This is a genomic window from Roseovarius sp. B-10, assembly GCF_056859295.1.
The window spans coordinates 13,515-29,295 of record NZ_JBSXOE010000045.1 but is presented as its reverse complement, the minus strand read 5'-3'; the positions used below and the strand labels follow the sequence as shown (position 1 = coordinate 29,295).

At 60.2% G+C, this 15,781-nt stretch carries 15 protein-coding genes; 9 read left to right on the top strand and 6 right to left on the bottom strand.

All coding sequences use genetic code 11. From position 1 onward, the window contains the following. The first annotated feature begins 556 nt into the window (after positions 1 to 556). From AC13D8_RS20600 to repC, 3 genes are all read left to right on the top strand, one after another. The gene (locus AC13D8_RS20600; protein ID WP_416551695.1) at positions 557 to 826 is read left to right on the top strand and encodes a hypothetical protein; all 270 of its coding nucleotides are present in this window, start codon (positions 557 to 559) and stop codon (positions 824 to 826) included. 112 nt (positions 827 to 938) lie between these two features. Beyond that, positions 939 to 1,571, top strand: a complete 633-nt coding sequence (locus AC13D8_RS20595) for a hypothetical protein (protein ID WP_482970367.1) — start codon at positions 939 to 941, stop codon at positions 1,569 to 1,571. A 225-nt stretch (positions 1,572 to 1,796) separates the two neighbouring features. Next, complete coding sequence (gene repC, locus AC13D8_RS20590; protein WP_348409308.1) at positions 1,797 to 3,044, top strand: replication initiation protein RepC; 1,248 nt, start codon at positions 1,797 to 1,799, stop codon at positions 3,042 to 3,044. Between the two features lie 50 nt (positions 3,045 to 3,094). On the opposite strand, the gene AC13D8_RS20585 is transcribed toward repC, so the two are convergent. Beyond that, complete coding sequence (locus tag AC13D8_RS20585; protein WP_482970398.1) at positions 3,095 to 3,901, bottom strand: acyl-CoA dehydrogenase family protein; 807 nt, start codon at positions 3,899 to 3,901, stop codon at positions 3,095 to 3,097. A gap of 52 nt (positions 3,902 to 3,953) precedes the next feature. On the opposite strand from AC13D8_RS20585, the gene AC13D8_RS20580 reads away from it, so the two are divergent. The 4 genes from AC13D8_RS20580 to dctP all read left to right on the top strand — a co-directional run bounded on the left by AC13D8_RS20580 (position 3,954) and on the right by dctP (position 7,572). Next, a complete protein-coding gene (locus AC13D8_RS20580) occupies positions 3,954 to 4,157 on the top strand; it encodes a hypothetical protein (RefSeq protein ID WP_482970366.1) in 204 nt (67 codons plus the stop codon). A gap of 495 nt (positions 4,158 to 4,652) precedes the next feature. Beyond that, on the top strand, positions 4,653 to 5,153 hold the full coding sequence (locus AC13D8_RS20575; RefSeq protein WP_482970365.1) for a TRAP transporter small permease subunit: 501 nt from the start codon (positions 4,653 to 4,655) through the stop codon (positions 5,151 to 5,153). Beyond that, positions 5,143 to 6,465, top strand: a complete 1,323-nt coding sequence (locus tag AC13D8_RS20570) for a TRAP transporter large permease subunit (protein WP_197060303.1) — start codon at positions 5,143 to 5,145, stop codon at positions 6,463 to 6,465. Before AC13D8_RS20575 ends, AC13D8_RS20570 begins: the two co-directional genes overlap by 11 nt. A 15-nt stretch (positions 6,466 to 6,480) precedes the next feature. Next, entirely contained in the window at positions 6,481 to 7,572 is a 1,092-nt protein-coding gene (dctP, locus tag AC13D8_RS20565; protein ID WP_008282854.1) for a TRAP transporter substrate-binding protein DctP, read from the top strand. 236 nt (positions 7,573 to 7,808) lie between these two features. Here the strand turns inward: dctP and AC13D8_RS20560 are convergent, their stop codons facing one another. The 5 genes from AC13D8_RS20560 to AC13D8_RS20540 all read right to left on the bottom strand — a co-directional run bounded on the left by AC13D8_RS20560 (position 7,809) and on the right by AC13D8_RS20540 (position 13,898). Beyond that, positions 7,809 to 10,892 (bottom strand): efflux RND transporter permease subunit, encoded by a 3,084-nt coding sequence (locus AC13D8_RS20560; protein ID WP_037239679.1) that lies wholly within the window; start codon positions 10,890 to 10,892, stop codon positions 7,809 to 7,811. A gap of 32 nt (positions 10,893 to 10,924) precedes the next feature. Then, positions 10,925 to 12,058, bottom strand: a complete 1,134-nt coding sequence (locus tag AC13D8_RS20555) for an efflux RND transporter periplasmic adaptor subunit (RefSeq protein WP_482970364.1) — start codon at positions 12,056 to 12,058, stop codon at positions 10,925 to 10,927. A 1-nt stretch (position 12,059) separates the two neighbouring features. Continuing rightward, positions 12,060 to 12,614, bottom strand: a complete 555-nt coding sequence (locus AC13D8_RS20550) for a TetR family transcriptional regulator (protein WP_482970363.1) — start codon at positions 12,612 to 12,614, stop codon at positions 12,060 to 12,062. Between the two features lie 143 nt (positions 12,615 to 12,757). Continuing rightward, positions 12,758 to 13,354 carry a TetR/AcrR family transcriptional regulator gene (locus AC13D8_RS20545; protein ID WP_482970362.1) on the bottom strand — a complete coding sequence of 199 codons (597 nt, stop codon included), beginning with the start codon at positions 13,352 to 13,354 and terminating at the stop codon, positions 12,758 to 12,760. A 193-nt stretch (positions 13,355 to 13,547) separates the two neighbouring features. After that, positions 13,548 to 13,898, bottom strand: coding sequence for a winged helix-turn-helix transcriptional regulator (locus tag AC13D8_RS20540; protein WP_037275416.1), 351 nt, complete (start codon positions 13,896 to 13,898; stop codon positions 13,548 to 13,550). A 128-nt stretch (positions 13,899 to 14,026) separates the two neighbouring features. Between AC13D8_RS20540 and AC13D8_RS20535 the strand changes: the two genes are divergently transcribed. Continuing rightward, the gene (locus tag AC13D8_RS20535) at positions 14,027 to 14,839 is read left to right on the top strand and encodes a DODA-type extradiol aromatic ring-opening family dioxygenase (RefSeq protein WP_008282860.1); all 813 of its coding nucleotides are present in this window, start codon (positions 14,027 to 14,029) and stop codon (positions 14,837 to 14,839) included. 28 nt (positions 14,840 to 14,867) lie between these two features. Next, positions 14,868 to 15,761, top strand: coding sequence for an NAD(P)H-binding protein (locus AC13D8_RS20530; RefSeq protein ID WP_065334271.1), 894 nt, complete (start codon positions 14,868 to 14,870; stop codon positions 15,759 to 15,761). Positions 15,762 to 15,781: the final 20 nt, after the last annotated feature.

Here is a 15,781-nt window from a genome sequence, read left to right as displayed (position 1 = left end):
GCCCCCAGAGAACGAGACTAGCCGCTGGTAGGATACCTTGTCGTCTCAAACTCCCACGTGCCTCTCTCACCTTCTCGGAGAGGGCAGCTGAATACCTTTGCGTCGAGCTCCAGGCAGAAGCTCATGAGCCCTGCTGCGGTCTTGAAGACGCGTGGTTTAAGATCCCGGTTGGTCACATAGACCGACCGGTGCACACCGCCTTGACCGTCATTGGAGCAGACGAAAACCGTCCAGCCACCCCTATGCGTGTTGCCGCCCTTTTCCGGGGCTTCAACGCATTCCACCTCGATCCATGCCCCACCCTCGATCGCCTCTTGCATGTGCGATGTTAGGATCACGGGGTATTTTGTTCCTGCCATTTTGCCTCCGAAGGAAAGAAGTTCCTACGGAAGTAACCTGCTTTTGCACCGCTTCAAACAGTGCATGTCACAAGATATGCGGCGACGTAGCGGAAAACCCTTTATATGGTCAATAGATATCTTTTGATTGATTAAGATATTTTTTCGGTGATAGGTCCGACACACGATTCGCCCCCAGATTGTCGGGAGACCACCAGATGTCGCGGTTGCTGGCATGTAGCACATTCATCGCCCTAGCGATCCCAGCAAATGCCGAGACGCTGGCGATGGACTGCGTGTTGCCGTTGCGGCCGGAGCTGGCGGCCTCGCCTGCGCTCCTGAACGAGTACGGCGACGACATCAGAGCCGCGTTCAACACCTACTTCGATGAGGCACAAACCTATCTGAATTGCCTCGCCGCAGCATCAGCTTCCGCGCAGGCCGAAGTCCGTCTTGTGCTTGACGCTTACCAGGAGATGTTCCAATGAAACGACGCGCAAAATATGTCAGCAATTATGACACAATTAACATAAGTCTGATTATACGACAACAGGTTAGCGGCGGCGCTCTGTCATGAGGCGGCTTCTGTCAACGGCCGCGATGATCGCGATCGGGCTCACACCGCTCGCTGCCAAACCCGTTGCCGCACAAGGCTACCAGATCGACTGTGCGATCCTGTTGTGCCTCGCAGGCGGTTGGCCCGCGTCGGTTCCCTGTGCCCGCGCGCGCGCGGAGTTCATCCGCCGCATAACACCCTGGCCGGTCGAGCCACCACTGCAGATCTGGCGCTGCCCGATGCGCGCGGCGCTTGAAACGCCGGACCCAGTCGCGCGCCTTTACAGGCTGGCGGGGGTCAATCCCGGGCCAGCAGTTTCCCCGGCCCCCCAGATGGAAGGGCTCCATCTCGCGCAGGCCGTCGGACATGGTGCTGATATCGATGTCAGTGGGTCCGCCTTTGCCTTCATCCGCTCCATTGATGTGTTTGACGCTTCTTTGTCCCAGGGGGTGGTTGGCGAAGGTGAGCATTGTCGACGCACGGACCTGATCCGGCATGGTTCTTACGACAGCACGGGGCAGTTTCGATGGCGGATCGCCTCCCCGGGCGACCTACCGCCAGCCTTCCAGGGCGACGAAGGTTTCGGGGCCACCTGCCCGAGCATCCGGGTCCGTGCCGTCTTTGTCGACTGGGAAGATCACGAGGGCACTTACGGCTCTGAGCAGGTCAATTACTGATCCCAAACCCCATAGAAGGACTCGACACCCCAGAAAAGAGAAACCCCCGCAAGGCGGCAACCATGCGAGGGGCTCAAAGAGCAACGGAATTGGCGTTCCGATAGGTCAACTCAAACTGTGACCCTGTTCTAGCAGCCCCGACGGTCAAGGCAAAGAAAAAACGTATCTCTTGCCGGGATGCGAATGCCCTGTTGCGGCCTTGTCCCATACTGACAAGGACAAGATATGAACTCCACTCGAAACCACCCGGCCTTGCCGGACGTCTGGACCAAAGGCGCTTTAATGGCGCTTCTCTCGGAGATAGCCCCGCATATCGGTCTGCGCCCGGCGCGCCTCGCGGTGCTGAACTACATCATCGGGCGCACCCGCGCCTCCGACTGGATCTCCCCGCACCGCGAACCGGTGTTCTTTGGGGCGCAAGACCTCGCAGCGGTCGAACTTGGCAAGACGCCGCGCCAGTTGCGCTCGGATGAGGCCGCGCTGGCAAGGCTCGGCCTGATCGTCAAACGCGTCGCGGCGAACGGGGCTCGCTATGGCCGCGCCGGTCTCGGCTTGATCCTCACGCCGCTGATCGCGCGCCTGGAGGAGTTCATAGCCCTTCGTGACCGGCTCCGCGCGGAACGGAAGCATTTGCGCGCTTTAAGGGATCTTCGATCACTGCGTCTGCGGCAAATGAAGCGGTGCATCGCTGCCCTGCCCTCCTGGGCCACTGAGGATCCGGAGGTCACAGATATTCTTGCCAGTTTCGCAAGCTGGCCACGCAGCGATGCGTTGAGCCATCTTGGTTTGGACCGGCTTACCGCCCATCTGCAGGCGAGTTCCGAATTATGCAGCCGTATCGATGACTGGTTTGAAAAACATTGGCTTTCTTCCGGCGAACCAGCGGAAAACTTCCGGCCCTTTACACAGAACACCAAGGAAGAAATTCAAAATGTAGAAGAGCCCTCTGCTGTGGATAACTCCGCAAGATGCGAAGAAGTTGCAGAGAGTGAATTGCCGCCATCACTTCCCTGCCCCGCGCCTCCCACTCTGACGCCTGGGATCCTTTACGCAATTGCAGGTGACGGGCTGCGCATGATGCTTGACGCGCGCCAACAAAAGAACGCGCCGCTCAGGGAACGCGACATCATTGAGGCCGCCTGGCGGCTATTGCCCATGCTCGATATACATCCGTCAGTCTGGTTTGAAGGCCAGAGCACCTTGGGCGACCACGGATTGGCGCTCTGCCTTCTTCTGGTTGATGCGGGGCGAGATCACCCCACATATCCCGTTCGCAATCCGGGCGGATTGATGCGCGAGATGATCCGGCGGGCCAAGGCAGGGAGGCTAGACGTAAATCCGAGCCTTGCAGCCCTACGACGGCGACGCTCTGGTGTGAATTCTGCGGTAACTCGTGCGGTAACAGACGCCCTGGAACCAGCATATATATACTCGTGGGGTGTACGGAAAGCTACAAGAACAACTTCCCATTAACTGTCCGCTATCAGCGCCAATAGGGCAGTTGAATTTTCTGGGTTGATGGCTCACATCCGTTTGGCGACTTCTTCGAGCATGACCTCGGTGGCGCCCCCGCCTATGGCCTGAACGCGGGCGTCGCGCGACATGCGTTCCACCGGCGTTTCGCGCATGTAGCCCATGCCGCCATGAAACTGCACGCAATCGTAAAGCACGCTGTTCACCAGTTCGCCGCAATAGGCCTTGACCATCGAGACCTCCTTGACGCAATCGCGGCCCGCCGCGTCCAGCCTGGCCGCGTGATAGGTAAGCTGGCGTCCGGCCTCGATCCGGGTCTGGCAATCGGCCAGCCGCTGGCGCACTGCCTGCTTGTCCCAGAGCACGCCGCCGAAGGCCTTGCGCTGCCTGACGTAATCCACCGTCATGTCGAGCGCGGTCTGCGCTTCGGAGCAGGCCATCGCGCCCAGCACGATCCGTTCGTTCTGGAAGTTCTTCATCACCGAATAAAAGCCCCGGTTGACCTCGCCCAGCACGTTTTCGGCCGGGATGCGCACATCCTCGAAGATCAGCTCGGCAGTGTCCGAGCACAGCCAGCCGGTCTTGTTCAAGGCCCGGCCGACCGAGAATCCGGGCGTGCCCTTTTCAACCGCGAATATGGTGATCCCGCGCGAGCCCTTGGCGTCGGGGTCGGTTTTCGCGCCAACGAAATACAGATCGCCATGCACCCCGTTGGTGATGAACATCTTGGTGCCGTTGAGCACCCAGTCCGAACCGTCGCGCACCGCGCGCGTGCGCATCCCCGCGACATCGGAACCGGCGCCCGGTTCGGTCACGGCCACGGCTGCGATCTTTTCGCCCGAGGTGATCAAAGGCATCCAGCGCGCCTTCTGTTCGGGTGAGCCCGCGTTTTCCAGATGCGGCGAGGCCATGTCGGTATGCACCAGAACCGTGGCCGAAAAGCTGCTGGGTGAGGGGGCGCCAAGCGCCTTTGTCCTCACCCATGTGGTCTATAGCTCGGACTATGGGTTCCCGCACATGCTGGAGGATCGTGGTCAGCCCTATGCGCTGGCGGTGCGTTCGACCCACAACTTGCACTTTCTGGAAGAGCGGCGCTGGTACAGACAAACCTGAGGACGATGATTTCCGAACCGCCCACAGAGGCCTGACAGTTCCTGTCCGCCGGTAAAGGTGCCAAGTGCATACGCCGATGGAGAACCGTTCGGCTGGACTCAGGTAAATGCCATTTTTTGCTCGATATCCACGGAGAGTACAAGACTGGATGGCGGGGAATTCCGCCACTTACGATTAGCGGGTCCAAGTGATTTTAGGCACGATCAAGATCTTGATGATTGGGTGCTTTACCTACCCTTTTGGTTGCTTGGATATGAAGCTATGGCTTCTATCTTCGTGGAGCGTTCAGCCCGATGTTTAATACAAAAGCCCGACTCGCCTGCACCGAAGCCGCTTGAAAACGTCAAGCGAGCCGAGTGACGCTCACCGGCTTAACGAACCGTGAGTAGTTACCGTGTCTTTCTGCAATCCTAAAATAGTTCTTCTTCTCAATTCCTCGCCTTGTATCCTGCCCGTGTCCGGATAGTATGCTGACACATACTGGCGGAGGAAACCATGATCATTCGCGCCATTGACGGGCTTAACGAAACCGTCGGCAGAATCGTCTCTGTGGTGGCGATCGTGTTAGCGGCATTAATCATCTATGACGTATTCATGCGTTACGTGCTCAACGATCCGACCCGCTGGGCGTTTGACGTCACAAAGCAGATGTTCGGCTTCTACTTTGTGCTGCTCGGCGGCTATGCGCTGCGGCATCAGGCGCATGTGCGGGTGGATCTGCTGACCGCCAATCTGTCCGAGACCCCGGCCCGTATTGTCGATGCTCTGGGCTATCTGATCTTCTTCTTTCCCTTCGCCTGGGTGTTCACAACCCGCTCCTATGAATTTGCGATGCGGTCCTATGCGCAGGGTGAAACCACCTATGGCTCGGTGCAATTGCCCGTCTATCCGCTCAAGATGGCGATGGCTGCGGCGGCGGCCCTGCTCTTGTTGCAGGGGATCGCAGAGGTTCTGAAACTCGTATTCAATCGTCAGGAGGTGCGCAGTGACGCCTGAAGTCATCGCCCTGTGCATGTTCGGCCTGCTGCTGCTTGGCCTCTTCATGGGCCATCCGCTGGCCTTTGTGCTGGGCGGCACCGCCGTTCTGGGTGCGCTGATCGCGGGCAAGCCGATGGTGCTGGGCATCGTCATCAATCGCATCTTCGGCGATGTGCTGGATAATTTCACGCTGATTGCCATTCCACTGTTCGTGCTGATGGCCCGGTTTCTCTCGGACAGCGGCGTCACCGACCGAATGTTCGAATCCCTCCGGCTGATGATGTCCAATGTGCGCGGCGGTCTGGCACTGGCGGTCGTGTTCATCTCGATCCTCTTGGCGGCGACCACCGGCATCATCGGCGCCTCGATCACCGTGATGGGCGTCATGGCCCTGCGCCCGATGCTGCAATATGGCTATAGCCCGACGCTCACCACCGGCGTCATCGCGGCCTCGGGCTGCCTCGGCATTCTCATTCCGCCCTCGATCATGCTCATCCTGATGGCCAGCTACTCACCGCTCTCGGTGGGCGAACTGTTTGCCGGTGCAATGATCCCCGGCATATTGCTCGGACTGCTCTACGCCGTCTGGGTTGTGATCGTGGCCTTCGTGCGCCCCGATATGGCCCCCGCCGTTGAGTCGGACGAAAAGGTCAGCCGCAGCGCCCTGCTCAAGATGCTGGCGATTGAGGCCGTACCGCCCTTGGTGCTGATCCTCGGCATCCTCGGCTCGCTCCTAGCGGGCATAGCCACGGCAACAGAGGCCTCTGCCATCGGGGCCATGCTGGCGCTGCTGATCGTGATCTTTCGCGGCAAGTTCAGATGGATCAACTTCTACGGCGCAATGCTGGAGACCGGGCGCACCTCGGCGATGATCCTCTTCATCGTGATCGGAGCAACCGCCTTTACCGGCGTGTTCAACATCACCGGCGGGTTGCGCGCCACTCAGGAAATCATCCGGGGCATGGATATGGAGCCGTGGATGCTCATTACGATGATGCTGTTCATCGTGTTCATTTTGGGCGCTTTCCTCGACTGGACGGGGATTGTCTTGCTTTCGTTCCCGATCTTTCTGCCCATCGTGCAAGAGATGGATGTCAGCCTCTTGTGGTTTGTTGTTCTCATGTCGGTGGTGTTGCAGACCTCGTTTCTGACGCCGCCTTTTGGCTATGCCTTGTTCTATTTGCGCGCTATCGCGCCCAAGTCGGTCAAAACCTCACAGATCATCATCGGGGTGTTGCCATTCATTGGCTTGATCCTGATCATGTGCCTCGGTGTAGCCATCTTTCCGCAACTGGTCACATGGCTACCAGAGACGCTCTACACCAAGTAAACAAGGAGACTACCCATGCTGACGAAGATTACTCTCGTAACCGGCCTCGCTCTGGCCGCAGGGATTGCGACGCAATCTGCCGCGCAGGAAAGCTGGACCATGACAACCACATGGCCCAGCTCTCTGGAGCTGATCGAGATCGACAAGCATTTCGTCGACCTCGCCAACAAGCTGACCGGCGACGCGTTGACCATCGAGTTCTTCGAGGGAGGCGCGCTTGTGCCCGCAGGCGAAGTCTTTGGCGCAGTGGAATCTGGCACCATTCAGGCTGGCGGGGATTGGCCGGGCTATTGGGCAGGCCGCGATTCGGCGTTCTCCCCCTTGGCAACCACCGCCAGCCTCTTCAACGCCATCGACTACGTCAACTGGATCGAACAATGGGGTGGTGCCGATCTCTATAACGAGATCTACGGCAAATTCGGCATGGTCTACCTGCCCTACGGCGTGACCAACAACGAATCCGGTTTCCGTACCAATGAGCCCATCGTGACCCTTGAGGATCTGCAAGGCAAACGCCTGCGCCTGTCCGGTCTGGAACAGGGTCGCCTGCTCGAAAAACTCGGCGGCAATCAGGTCTCCATGGCCGGTGGCGAAATCTATCAGTCGCTAGAACGCGGCGTGATCGACGGCGCAGAATTCTCGACCCCCAATGTTGATTATTCAGGCGGCTTCCATCAGGTGACCAAGTTCTGGGCCACTCCGGGCTGGCACCAATCGGCTTCGGTCTTTGGCGTGATGATCAACAAGGCCTCGTGGGATGCGCTCTCTCCTGAAACGCAGGAGGATCTGAAAATCGCGGCTCAGGCCAATCTGATCTGGTCGCTTTCCTTCACCGAAAAGCGCGCCACCGAGGCCTATCAGCAGTTCAAGGACGCTGGCATCGAGATCACCCGCTACGACGACGAGACCTTGGCGCGCGTGCAGGAACTCGCCAATGAGGTGATCATCGAGACCGCCTGCGAAAACCCCGCCTCGGCCAAGGTCTATCTCAGCCAGCTCGAATATCTGGCCGATTACGCCAAATGGCGCGATGCGTCCGCCCCCTTCAATCTGGGTCGGTCACCCAATGGGCCGGACATCGAAGCCATCCGCGCCTGCGCGAACTGATACAGAGAATTCAACCGGAAGGCCCGCCATCACTGGTGGGCCTTTTGCGTTTAACGAACGGACCGCTTTGCGGCAACATTCTCTTTTCCGGGCGTAGCTGACCCTCGCGCAAGCAAGAAATGTTGATGGTCTAAAGAAAATATCGCCTGCCTTCGCCACGATTTAGAAGCTGGCGCTACTCTACAAAGGCATTTTGTTCCAAGGGTGATCCCTACCTACTTGAAGCATGAACCACTTCAACCAGAGGCTGTTCCGGTTTTCGAGTCGGTGCTTTCTTCTTTTGGTGGACGGATACGGAAAAGAAGTGCGTAAAGTACCGGCACGGCGACAAGGGTCAGCACCGAGGCAAACGCGAGGCCACCCATTATCGTCACCGCCATAGACGCGAAAAACGCATCCGGCAGCAGCGGTATCATGCCGAAGATCGTCGTGCCGGCGGCGAGCACCACAGGGCGTAGACGACTGACCGAACCGTCAATCACTGCCTTGTAATCCGCCACACCCTCTGCGCGCTGAACGTCGATCTCTTCGACCAGAACAATAGCGTTCTTCATCAGCATTCCCGACAGCGACAGGAAGCCGAGCAGAGCAGTGAAGGTGAAAGGCAGGCCGGTTAAAAGCAGCCCGAGCACCATGCCCGTCACGGACATTGGCACGACAAGCCAAAGGATGAGGGGTTGGCGCACCTTGTTGAACATGAGAATGGAGATTGTCAGCATGACAAGGAAGCCTAGGGGAAGCTGTTTGCCAAGGCTGGTCTGGGCGTCGGTTGAACTTTCATACTGGCCTCCCCACTCCATGCTGTAGGCGTCGGGACGCGGGAGTGCCTCGATCTCGGCCCGCACGCTTTTGAAGGCCTCATCGGCGGTGAGATCCGCCCGTGCACCGCCAAGGGCAGTAATGGTGCGTTCGCGGTTGCGCCGGTGAATCAGCGCCTCGACGAGGCGCGGCTCGAACCGTTCCACAAGGTTGGCCATGGGAACGTAGGTGCCAGCACCATCGGACCAGGCCGACAGATCCCGAACGCGGTCAACCCCGTCCCGTTCGGTCGCGGGCAGCCGCAGGTGGATCGGGATGACCTCGTCGCCTTCGCGCAATTCACCGACCCGCAAGCCCGACGTTCCGTAGCGGACGGTATCAGCAATCGCGCTGCGCGTGGCCCCGGCCAGCCGCATGCGCGACTCATCGACGATCGGCTCAACAAGGATTTCGCGCTGGCGCCAATTGGTGCGCGGGTTGGTAATTGTGCCTGCGGCCTCGTATATCCGTAATGCATCGTCGGCGAGTTGGCGCAGAACGACCGGATCGGGACCAGAGAACCGGACCGCCACATCGGCACCTGAGGGTGGGCCAAAGACGAGCTCTTCGACCCGGACGAGCGCGTTGGGAAATTCGGCCGGCAGATCACGATTCAATCGATTGGCCATAGCCGGGATCGCCTCGGCGTCGGCCACACGAACGATAAGCTGGCCATAGCTGGCATCTGCCTGCTCCGGGTTGTATGTCAACATGAATCGGCTCGCGCCGCGCCCTACCAAGGTCGTCACGTCCGTCACCTTGTCTTCAGACAGGATCAACTGCTCGAGCCGTTTCATTTCACGGTCGGTGACGTTGATGTCGGTTCCCTGCGGCATCTGGAATTCGACATAGAAAAGCGGGGTATTTGACGCCGGGAAAAAGGCCTGCTTGACCTGCCCGAAGGCCATCACCGACAAGACCGTGATTCCCACGATTGTTAGCACAACCAGCACACGCGCGCGCAGCACGAGCCAGAGCAACCCGCGATAGATCCCGTAGAACGCGCCCTTGTAGGGATCGTCCGAGGTATTTTTTGGGGTCTTGAGCAGCAACTTGCCGAGATAGGGCGTGACCGTAACAGCCAGAATCCAGCTCATCAGCAGCGAGATGGTGATCACCGCGAAGAGCGAGAACAGAAACTCGCCGGTCGAGTCCGGCGAAAGTCCGATCCCGGAAAAGGCCATGATCCCGATCACGGTGGCTCCAAGCAGCGGAATGGACGTGGAACTTTCGGTCTCGGCCGCAGCTTTTATCGCGCTCTTTCCGCGCGCCATGCCAATCACCATTCCTTCGGTGATCACGATGGCGTTGTCGACCAGCATCCCCATCGCGATGATCAGGGCACCAAGGCTGATCCGTTCCATCGCGATCCCGAAGACCGACATGAAGAACAGCGTGACGAACACAGTGAGCCCGAGCGTCGCGCCGACCACCAGGCCGGCGCGCCAGCCCATTGTGATCATCAGCGCCCCGACAACGATGGCGACCGACATCGCAAGGCTCAGGAGAAAGCTGGAGACGGCCTCGTCAACGACGACGTGCTGTTCGTAGATCGGCGTGATCTCGACGCTGTCCGGCAAGTCGGCCTTCAACGTCTCAAGCCGGGCCGCGACCGCCGAACCAACTTCGACCACGTTGCGGTTCGTCAACGCCGAAACCCCGAGGGTGAAGGCTGCCGTGCCATTGTGGCGGATCACCTGGCTCGGCTGTTCCGCCTCGTCGCGGGAGACGCGGGCGATGTCACGGATCGCAACCTGTCCGACCTCTCCGGCCGCGCCAAGCCGTAATTGTTCGATCCCCTCGGGGGTCACGTAACCCGGCGGAACGGACAGGCCGATGCGGGCGGGGCCCTCGGTGATCTCGCCATTGTTGAAAACGAGGTTTTCATCGTTCAGCACGCCCAGAACCTGGTTTGGCGGCAGGCCCAATTCCGTCAGGCGCGCGGACGGGATCGAGAGGGTGATCGTCTCTTCCGTAAGGCCCTGAACCTCAACCTTCGCAACGCCGTCGACGGTCACCAGCCCAAGCCGTAATCGCGTGGCCAGATCCCGCTCCTCGCGCGGGCTGAGACCTTCGGTTTTCACCGCGTAGAACATGCCGTAGACATCGCCGAAATCGTCGTTGACAATGGGTGCGCGCGCGCCCTGGGGCAGGTCGCCCTGCACGTCGCTGATGCGCAGCCGCATCTCGTCCCAGACTTGCGGAATCTCATCCGGGCCATAGGTGCCCTCGATCTCGACCGTGATCTGCGCCATGCCCGGCATCGACTTCGATTCGACCCGGTCAAGCTGCTTCATCTGCTGCAGCGCGTTTTCGATGACGTCCGAGACCTCTTCCTCGACCTCGACTGCTGTCGCGCCGGGATACGGCACGAACACGAGCGCGGTCTTGAGCGTGAAACTCGGGTCTTCAAGGCGGCCCACGGTGTTCAGCCCCCAATACCCGCCGAAAAGACAAAAAAGGATGAGGAGCCAGACCGCCACGGGCCTCTGGATGCTTGCGCCGGAAATGCTGAATGCCATGGATCTGTTCGTGTCCTGTCAAGGGGGCGGGATCAGAGCCCCGCAACCGTCACGGTCTGATTGTCGCGAAGCCGCCACCACCCGCCGGAGACGACCAGTTCATCGCCTTGGAGACCTTCCAGAACCACGATCTCGTTATCGACGGGAAGGCCCAGACGCACGGTCCGGCGCGTGACCTGCCCCGACTCTTCGTCGTAAATCCAGACCGAAGGCTCGGTTCGGCTAGAGGTATCGATCGCCGACACGGGGACCATGGCGGATTGTGCACTGGCTTCGGCCGCCGCATTTGAAAGACGCACCCTGGCCGTCATCCCCGGCAGAAGACGCGAGTCGACATCACCCCGGATGGCGAATTCCACATCGTAGGTCTGCGCCGTGCGGTCAGCATCGGTTGCAAAGGACCGAAGCACGAGCGGAGCCGTGTAGCCGGGCACGGCTGGAAAACTTGCCACGAGATCAAAGGCGTCGGGTGCGCTGCGTGCGACCGCCGCCAGTTCTTCCGGCAGAGAGATCATGATCCGCATCTCGCTGACATCCTGAAGACGCGCAACCGGCGCCGCGGAGGTGACGTTGACATATTCCTCGATGAAGGTGCGCGCCACGATTGCATCGAAAGGCGCGATGATCTGCGTCTGTGAGAGGCGCCGCTCGGCCTCGCGCAGCGCAACTTCGGCCTGCGCGTATTCGGCACGGGCGGTTTCGAAGCGCGCTTCGGCCGCAACCCCTCGTTCGGCAAGGCTCTTCGCGCGCTCGAGCTCGGATTTCGCAAGGTCAAAGGCGGCCCGCGCCCGATCCACCGCAAGTTCGAAATCGACCGGATCGAGTTCCGCGATCAGATCGCCTTGGCTGATCTTGTCGCCCGGTTCCACCTCGAGGCGCAGGACCTGTCCAGAAACCTGGAAAGCGATGTCTACGGTGCGGGCTGGCGCGACCCGCCCGGCAACGGTGCGGCCACGCGTGACGGTGCGACTTGTTGCTCGGGTCACTTCTACTGTGACCTTCCGGTCGTGTTCAGCCCCCTCGCGGGTTTCGGCCGCAGGCTTTGGCGCGTCAGTCGTTGTCTGGGCCCGGACATCGGTCCGGAGCGCCGGAAACACCGACAAAACCAGCAGCGCCGCCGCCGCGATCACGGTAACCGATGCGATCCGTTTCCAGCTCTGCTTCATTCTATTCGAGTTCATCGATCAGGGTCTTTAATCTTTCGATGACGCGACCACGGAGATCCGCCCCGCCGTCTGGCAGCTTGAGAAGTTTCTGGAAGCGCACCCCCTGAATCGCCCAAAAAACCACCATGGCACCCTGCGGGTCTTGTGTGTCGGACAGGATACGCCCGATGTCGTCGGTCAATTCTCCCCGCAGCGGATCGAGCAGTTGCGGATCTGAGGCCGCTGTCGCGAGGATCGCCATCGACAGGTCATCATCCACCTCTTGCGATTGCAGAACCGTTTCGAGATGCCCACGCAGGGTTCGCGCGGGGTGCCGCTCCGGCACGCTGTCCAGCAGCTCCCGGTGTTCGGCCAACATCGCATCGAGCAGCCCCGAGAGCAGGGCCTTCTTTGTCGGGTAATTGTAAAGCACGCCCCCCTTGCTGAGGCCCGCCTCCTTTGCAACCGCGTCGATCGTTATCTTTCCCGCACCTGCGCGCGCGGCGATCGCGCGCGCAGCAGACAGTATCCTGCGAGACGCGCTTCTGGTTTCTGCTGGGGTCATGTGCTCACTCAAAACTGTACCGTCCGGTCGGTGCATATGCGAGGGTAGCTAGTGTCCGGCACCATCTGGGTCAAGTGTTCAACCGGATCAGTCACCTTGAGGCGCGGCATGGCACCTGTCGAAGCACCAGAAGGCAAGCTGTTGGGCCTCCCACGCTATAAGTCATTGCGTCGGCCATATACCGCCAGAAAAGCGTCAACCGCCCTCTTTGAATGCTCAGATGCATCGACAGGCTGGTCGACGGCCAGCAATCGCGGCATGATGACGCCGGAGATGGACAGGTGAATGAACTGACTGGCGGCGTTTTGAACGTTTTCAACGTTCAGTGATTTCGTTTCGTGCAAGTCTTTGAGTATTTGCGCGACGTGTGTGATGGCGCGCGTCGGGCCTGCATCCATGTATATTTCGCCTGCCTCCGGCAGAACCGGAACCGCGCCGATGCAAACGCGAAGGAGACGAATGTAACCCTCATCCATGACCAGCCCGATCATGCGCCGCGAGAGTTCTTCAAGGGCACCTCGTGCATCGCCCAAGCTTGAAAGCGGACGACAGATTTCTTCTGAAAGTTTGTCGCATTCAGCTTGTAAAACGCTTAAGAAAAGCCTGTCTTTGCTTGGGAAATGCGCATAAAGGGTCGCCTTCGAAACCTTGGCTTGTTCGGCAATGGCATCGACACTGGCGCCTTCGAAGCCGCACTTCAAGAAGACCTCCCTCGCCCCTCTAAGCACATCGGCAACTTTACTTTCTCTCATGGCGATCACCTGGTTCCAAAACGTGATAACGAACGCACAGTGCAACATGACTGGCCGCGCTCAAAGGCGTCCAACAGGTCCATCAACTGTCATTCGCAAAAGCCGAGCGGCGCTGCGTAGCTCACAAACACAACCGTCATGAATCGGCACCGCCCAAAGCTGGTAAACGCACGCGTTTTTCGGGCTGGCGCAGTCAAACAGCGCCCAAGTCATCGTCCTGAAACACCCCCTCAGCTTTCCAGCGTTCCGCGATAGTTCCCAGTGCGTCCAGAACGCTTCGCAGGTCGTTCCCGCGTGGCGTCAAGCCATAGGTGACCGCAGGCGGGATCGTCTCGGCCTGTTCGCGCCAGATGACCCCGGCACCTTGCAGCATCCGCAGACGCTCGGTCAGCATTCGGGTCGATATCCCCGGCACAGAGCGCTTCAGCACCCCGAACCTTTGCGGCCCCTGATCGTTCAGGACCCAGATGATGTAGGTGGTCCACGGCCCCATGAGCAGCCGCAGGATCGCATCCATCGGGCACTGTGGCGGCGTTTTGGACATCGCTGTGCGCTTCCTTCCCAGATGGTTACTTTATCGTCCCTACTTTAATTTTTTCCATAACTCAACTATTACACCTCCTGATACAGGCACTCGAGGGTTACCTTGGCAACCGGGAGGGACAATCGGACATGGCCCGCCAGCCCACGCTCTTCATTCCCCACGGGGGCGGCCCCTGCTTCTTCATGGACTGGACTCCGCCCGATGAATGGGACCGACACCGGCAGTTTCTGGAGAATCTTCCGGGCACACTGCCTGAGCGCCCCAGGGCGCTTCTGGTGATCTCGGGTCACTGGGAGGAACCCGCGTTTACCGTGCAGACAAGTCCCACCCCGCCGCTTCTGTTCGACTATGGCGGTTTTCCGCCGCATACCTACGAGTTGACCTGGCCCGCCCCCGGCGATCCGGCGCTGGCCGATCGCGTGCATGACCTGATCCGCGCCGCCGGTCTTGCCGCCGCGAAGGATGCCGCACGGGGTTTTGACCACGGCGTCTTTGTGCCACTCAAGGTCGCCTTTCCAGAGGCTGACATTCCCTGCGTCCAGCTGTCGGTTGCCAGCGATCTGGACCCCGCGCGCCACATTGCGCTCGGTCAGGCCCTGGCCCCCCTGCGCGATGATGGCGTGCTGATCCTCGGCAGCGGCAACACCTATCACAACATGGGCGTGCTGATGCAAAGCCTGCGTGGCGGGCCGCGCGGCCCCGTCGTTGGCGGCGCGTTCGACGCCTGGCTGACCGAGGTGATGACCTGTCCCGATCCCGAGGAACGCAACCGCAGGCTCGTGCACTGGTCAGACGCACCGGGCGGTCGCGATGCCCATCCGCGCGAAGAGCATCTGATCCCACTGCATATCGTGGTGGGCGCGGCGGGCAACGATATCGGTCGCAAGACGCTGGAGGATCACGTTCTTGGCGCTGTCGAAAGCGCCTTCCGCTTCGGTTGAACAGAAAACGCAAAAGGAGAACCACAAGATGTCCGATAGCATCCAAGGCCCCTTCATCGTCACCGGCGCCTCCGGTCAGCTTGGCCGTCAGGTCGTCGAGAACCTGCTTGCGAAGGGCGCGAATCCCGTTGTCGCCATCACCCGCACGCCCGACAAGCTCGCCGATTTGCGCGCGCGCGGGGTTGAGGTCAGGGCGGGCGATTTCAATGATCCGGCCACGCTTGGCGCGGCCTTTGCCGGTGGCGGGCGGCTGCTGATCATCTCGACGGACGACCTTGAGCCGGGCAAGCGGCTTGCCGCGCATCGCAATGCAATCGCCGCCGCGCAGGAGGCCGGTGTAACGCATATCGTCTATACGTCGCTCACCAATCCAGATGAAAGCAGCCCGATCACCTTTGCCGCCGATCACCGCGAGAGCGAGGCGCTGATCAAGCAGACCGGCCTCCCGCACACGATCCTGCGCAACTGTCTTTACGCCGATCTCTTGCTGATGAGCGGGGCGCAGGCGATTGGCGCGGGGGCGCTTTACGCGGCGGCGGGTGACGGCAAGGCGGGCTATGTCACGCGCGCCGATTGCGCCCGCGCCGCCGCAGCGGCCCTGTTGTCCGAGATCGGATCGACCCTGCGCGACATCACCGGACCCGAGGCCGTCGGCCATGCCGAGATCGCCGCGATACTGTCCCAAGTTGCCGGCAAGGAGATCCCCTACGTCCCGATCACGCGCGACGCCTTGGTTGAGGCGATGAAGGAACACGGCCTGCCGGAGTTCATGGCGAATGTCTTCTCCTCCTTCGATGTCGCCGTTGCCAAGGGGAATCTCGACGTGGCCTCGGATGACGTGAAAAAGCTGACCGGGCAAAAGCCACAATCGGTCCGCGATTTCCTGCTGGCCAACACGCCCGCACTGAGCGGGCAGGCGTAAACGACACCCAAGGAGGCCCC

What these genes read in the sequence shown, in the direction of transcription:
- AC13D8_RS20600 (WP_416551695.1), top strand. Translation starts at nt 557, where the DNA reads ATGTCGCGGTTGCTGGCATGTAGCACATTCATCGCCCTAGCGATCCCA.
- AC13D8_RS20595 (WP_482970367.1), top strand. Translation starts at nt 939, where the DNA reads ATGATCGCGATCGGGCTCACACCGCTCGCTGCCAAACCCGTTGCCGCA.
- repC (WP_348409308.1), top strand. Translation starts at nt 1,797, where the DNA reads ATGAACTCCACTCGAAACCACCCGGCCTTGCCGGACGTCTGGACCAAA.
- AC13D8_RS20585 (WP_482970398.1), bottom strand. Translation starts at nt 3,901, where the DNA reads ATGCCTTTGATCACCTCGGGCGAAAAGATCGCAGCCGTGGCCGTGACC.
- AC13D8_RS20580 (WP_482970366.1), top strand. Translation starts at nt 3,954, where the DNA reads ATGTCGGTATGCACCAGAACCGTGGCCGAAAAGCTGCTGGGTGAGGGG.
- AC13D8_RS20575 (WP_482970365.1), top strand. Translation starts at nt 4,653, where the DNA reads ATGATCATTCGCGCCATTGACGGGCTTAACGAAACCGTCGGCAGAATC.
- dctP (WP_008282854.1), top strand. Translation starts at nt 6,481, where the DNA reads ATGCTGACGAAGATTACTCTCGTAACCGGCCTCGCTCTGGCCGCAGGG.
- AC13D8_RS20560 (WP_037239679.1), bottom strand. Translation starts at nt 10,892, where the DNA reads ATGGCATTCAGCATTTCCGGCGCAAGCATCCAGAGGCCCGTGGCGGTC.
- AC13D8_RS20555 (WP_482970364.1), bottom strand. Translation starts at nt 12,058, where the DNA reads ATGAAGCAGAGCTGGAAACGGATCGCATCGGTTACCGTGATCGCGGCG.
- AC13D8_RS20545 (WP_482970362.1), bottom strand. Translation starts at nt 13,354, where the DNA reads ATGAGAGAAAGTAAAGTTGCCGATGTGCTTAGAGGGGCGAGGGAGGTC.
- AC13D8_RS20540 (WP_037275416.1), bottom strand. Translation starts at nt 13,898, where the DNA reads ATGTCCAAAACGCCGCCACAGTGCCCGATGGATGCGATCCTGCGGCTG.
- AC13D8_RS20535 (WP_008282860.1), top strand. Translation starts at nt 14,027, where the DNA reads ATGGCCCGCCAGCCCACGCTCTTCATTCCCCACGGGGGCGGCCCCTGC.
- AC13D8_RS20530 (WP_065334271.1), top strand. Translation starts at nt 14,868, where the DNA reads ATGTCCGATAGCATCCAAGGCCCCTTCATCGTCACCGGCGCCTCCGGT.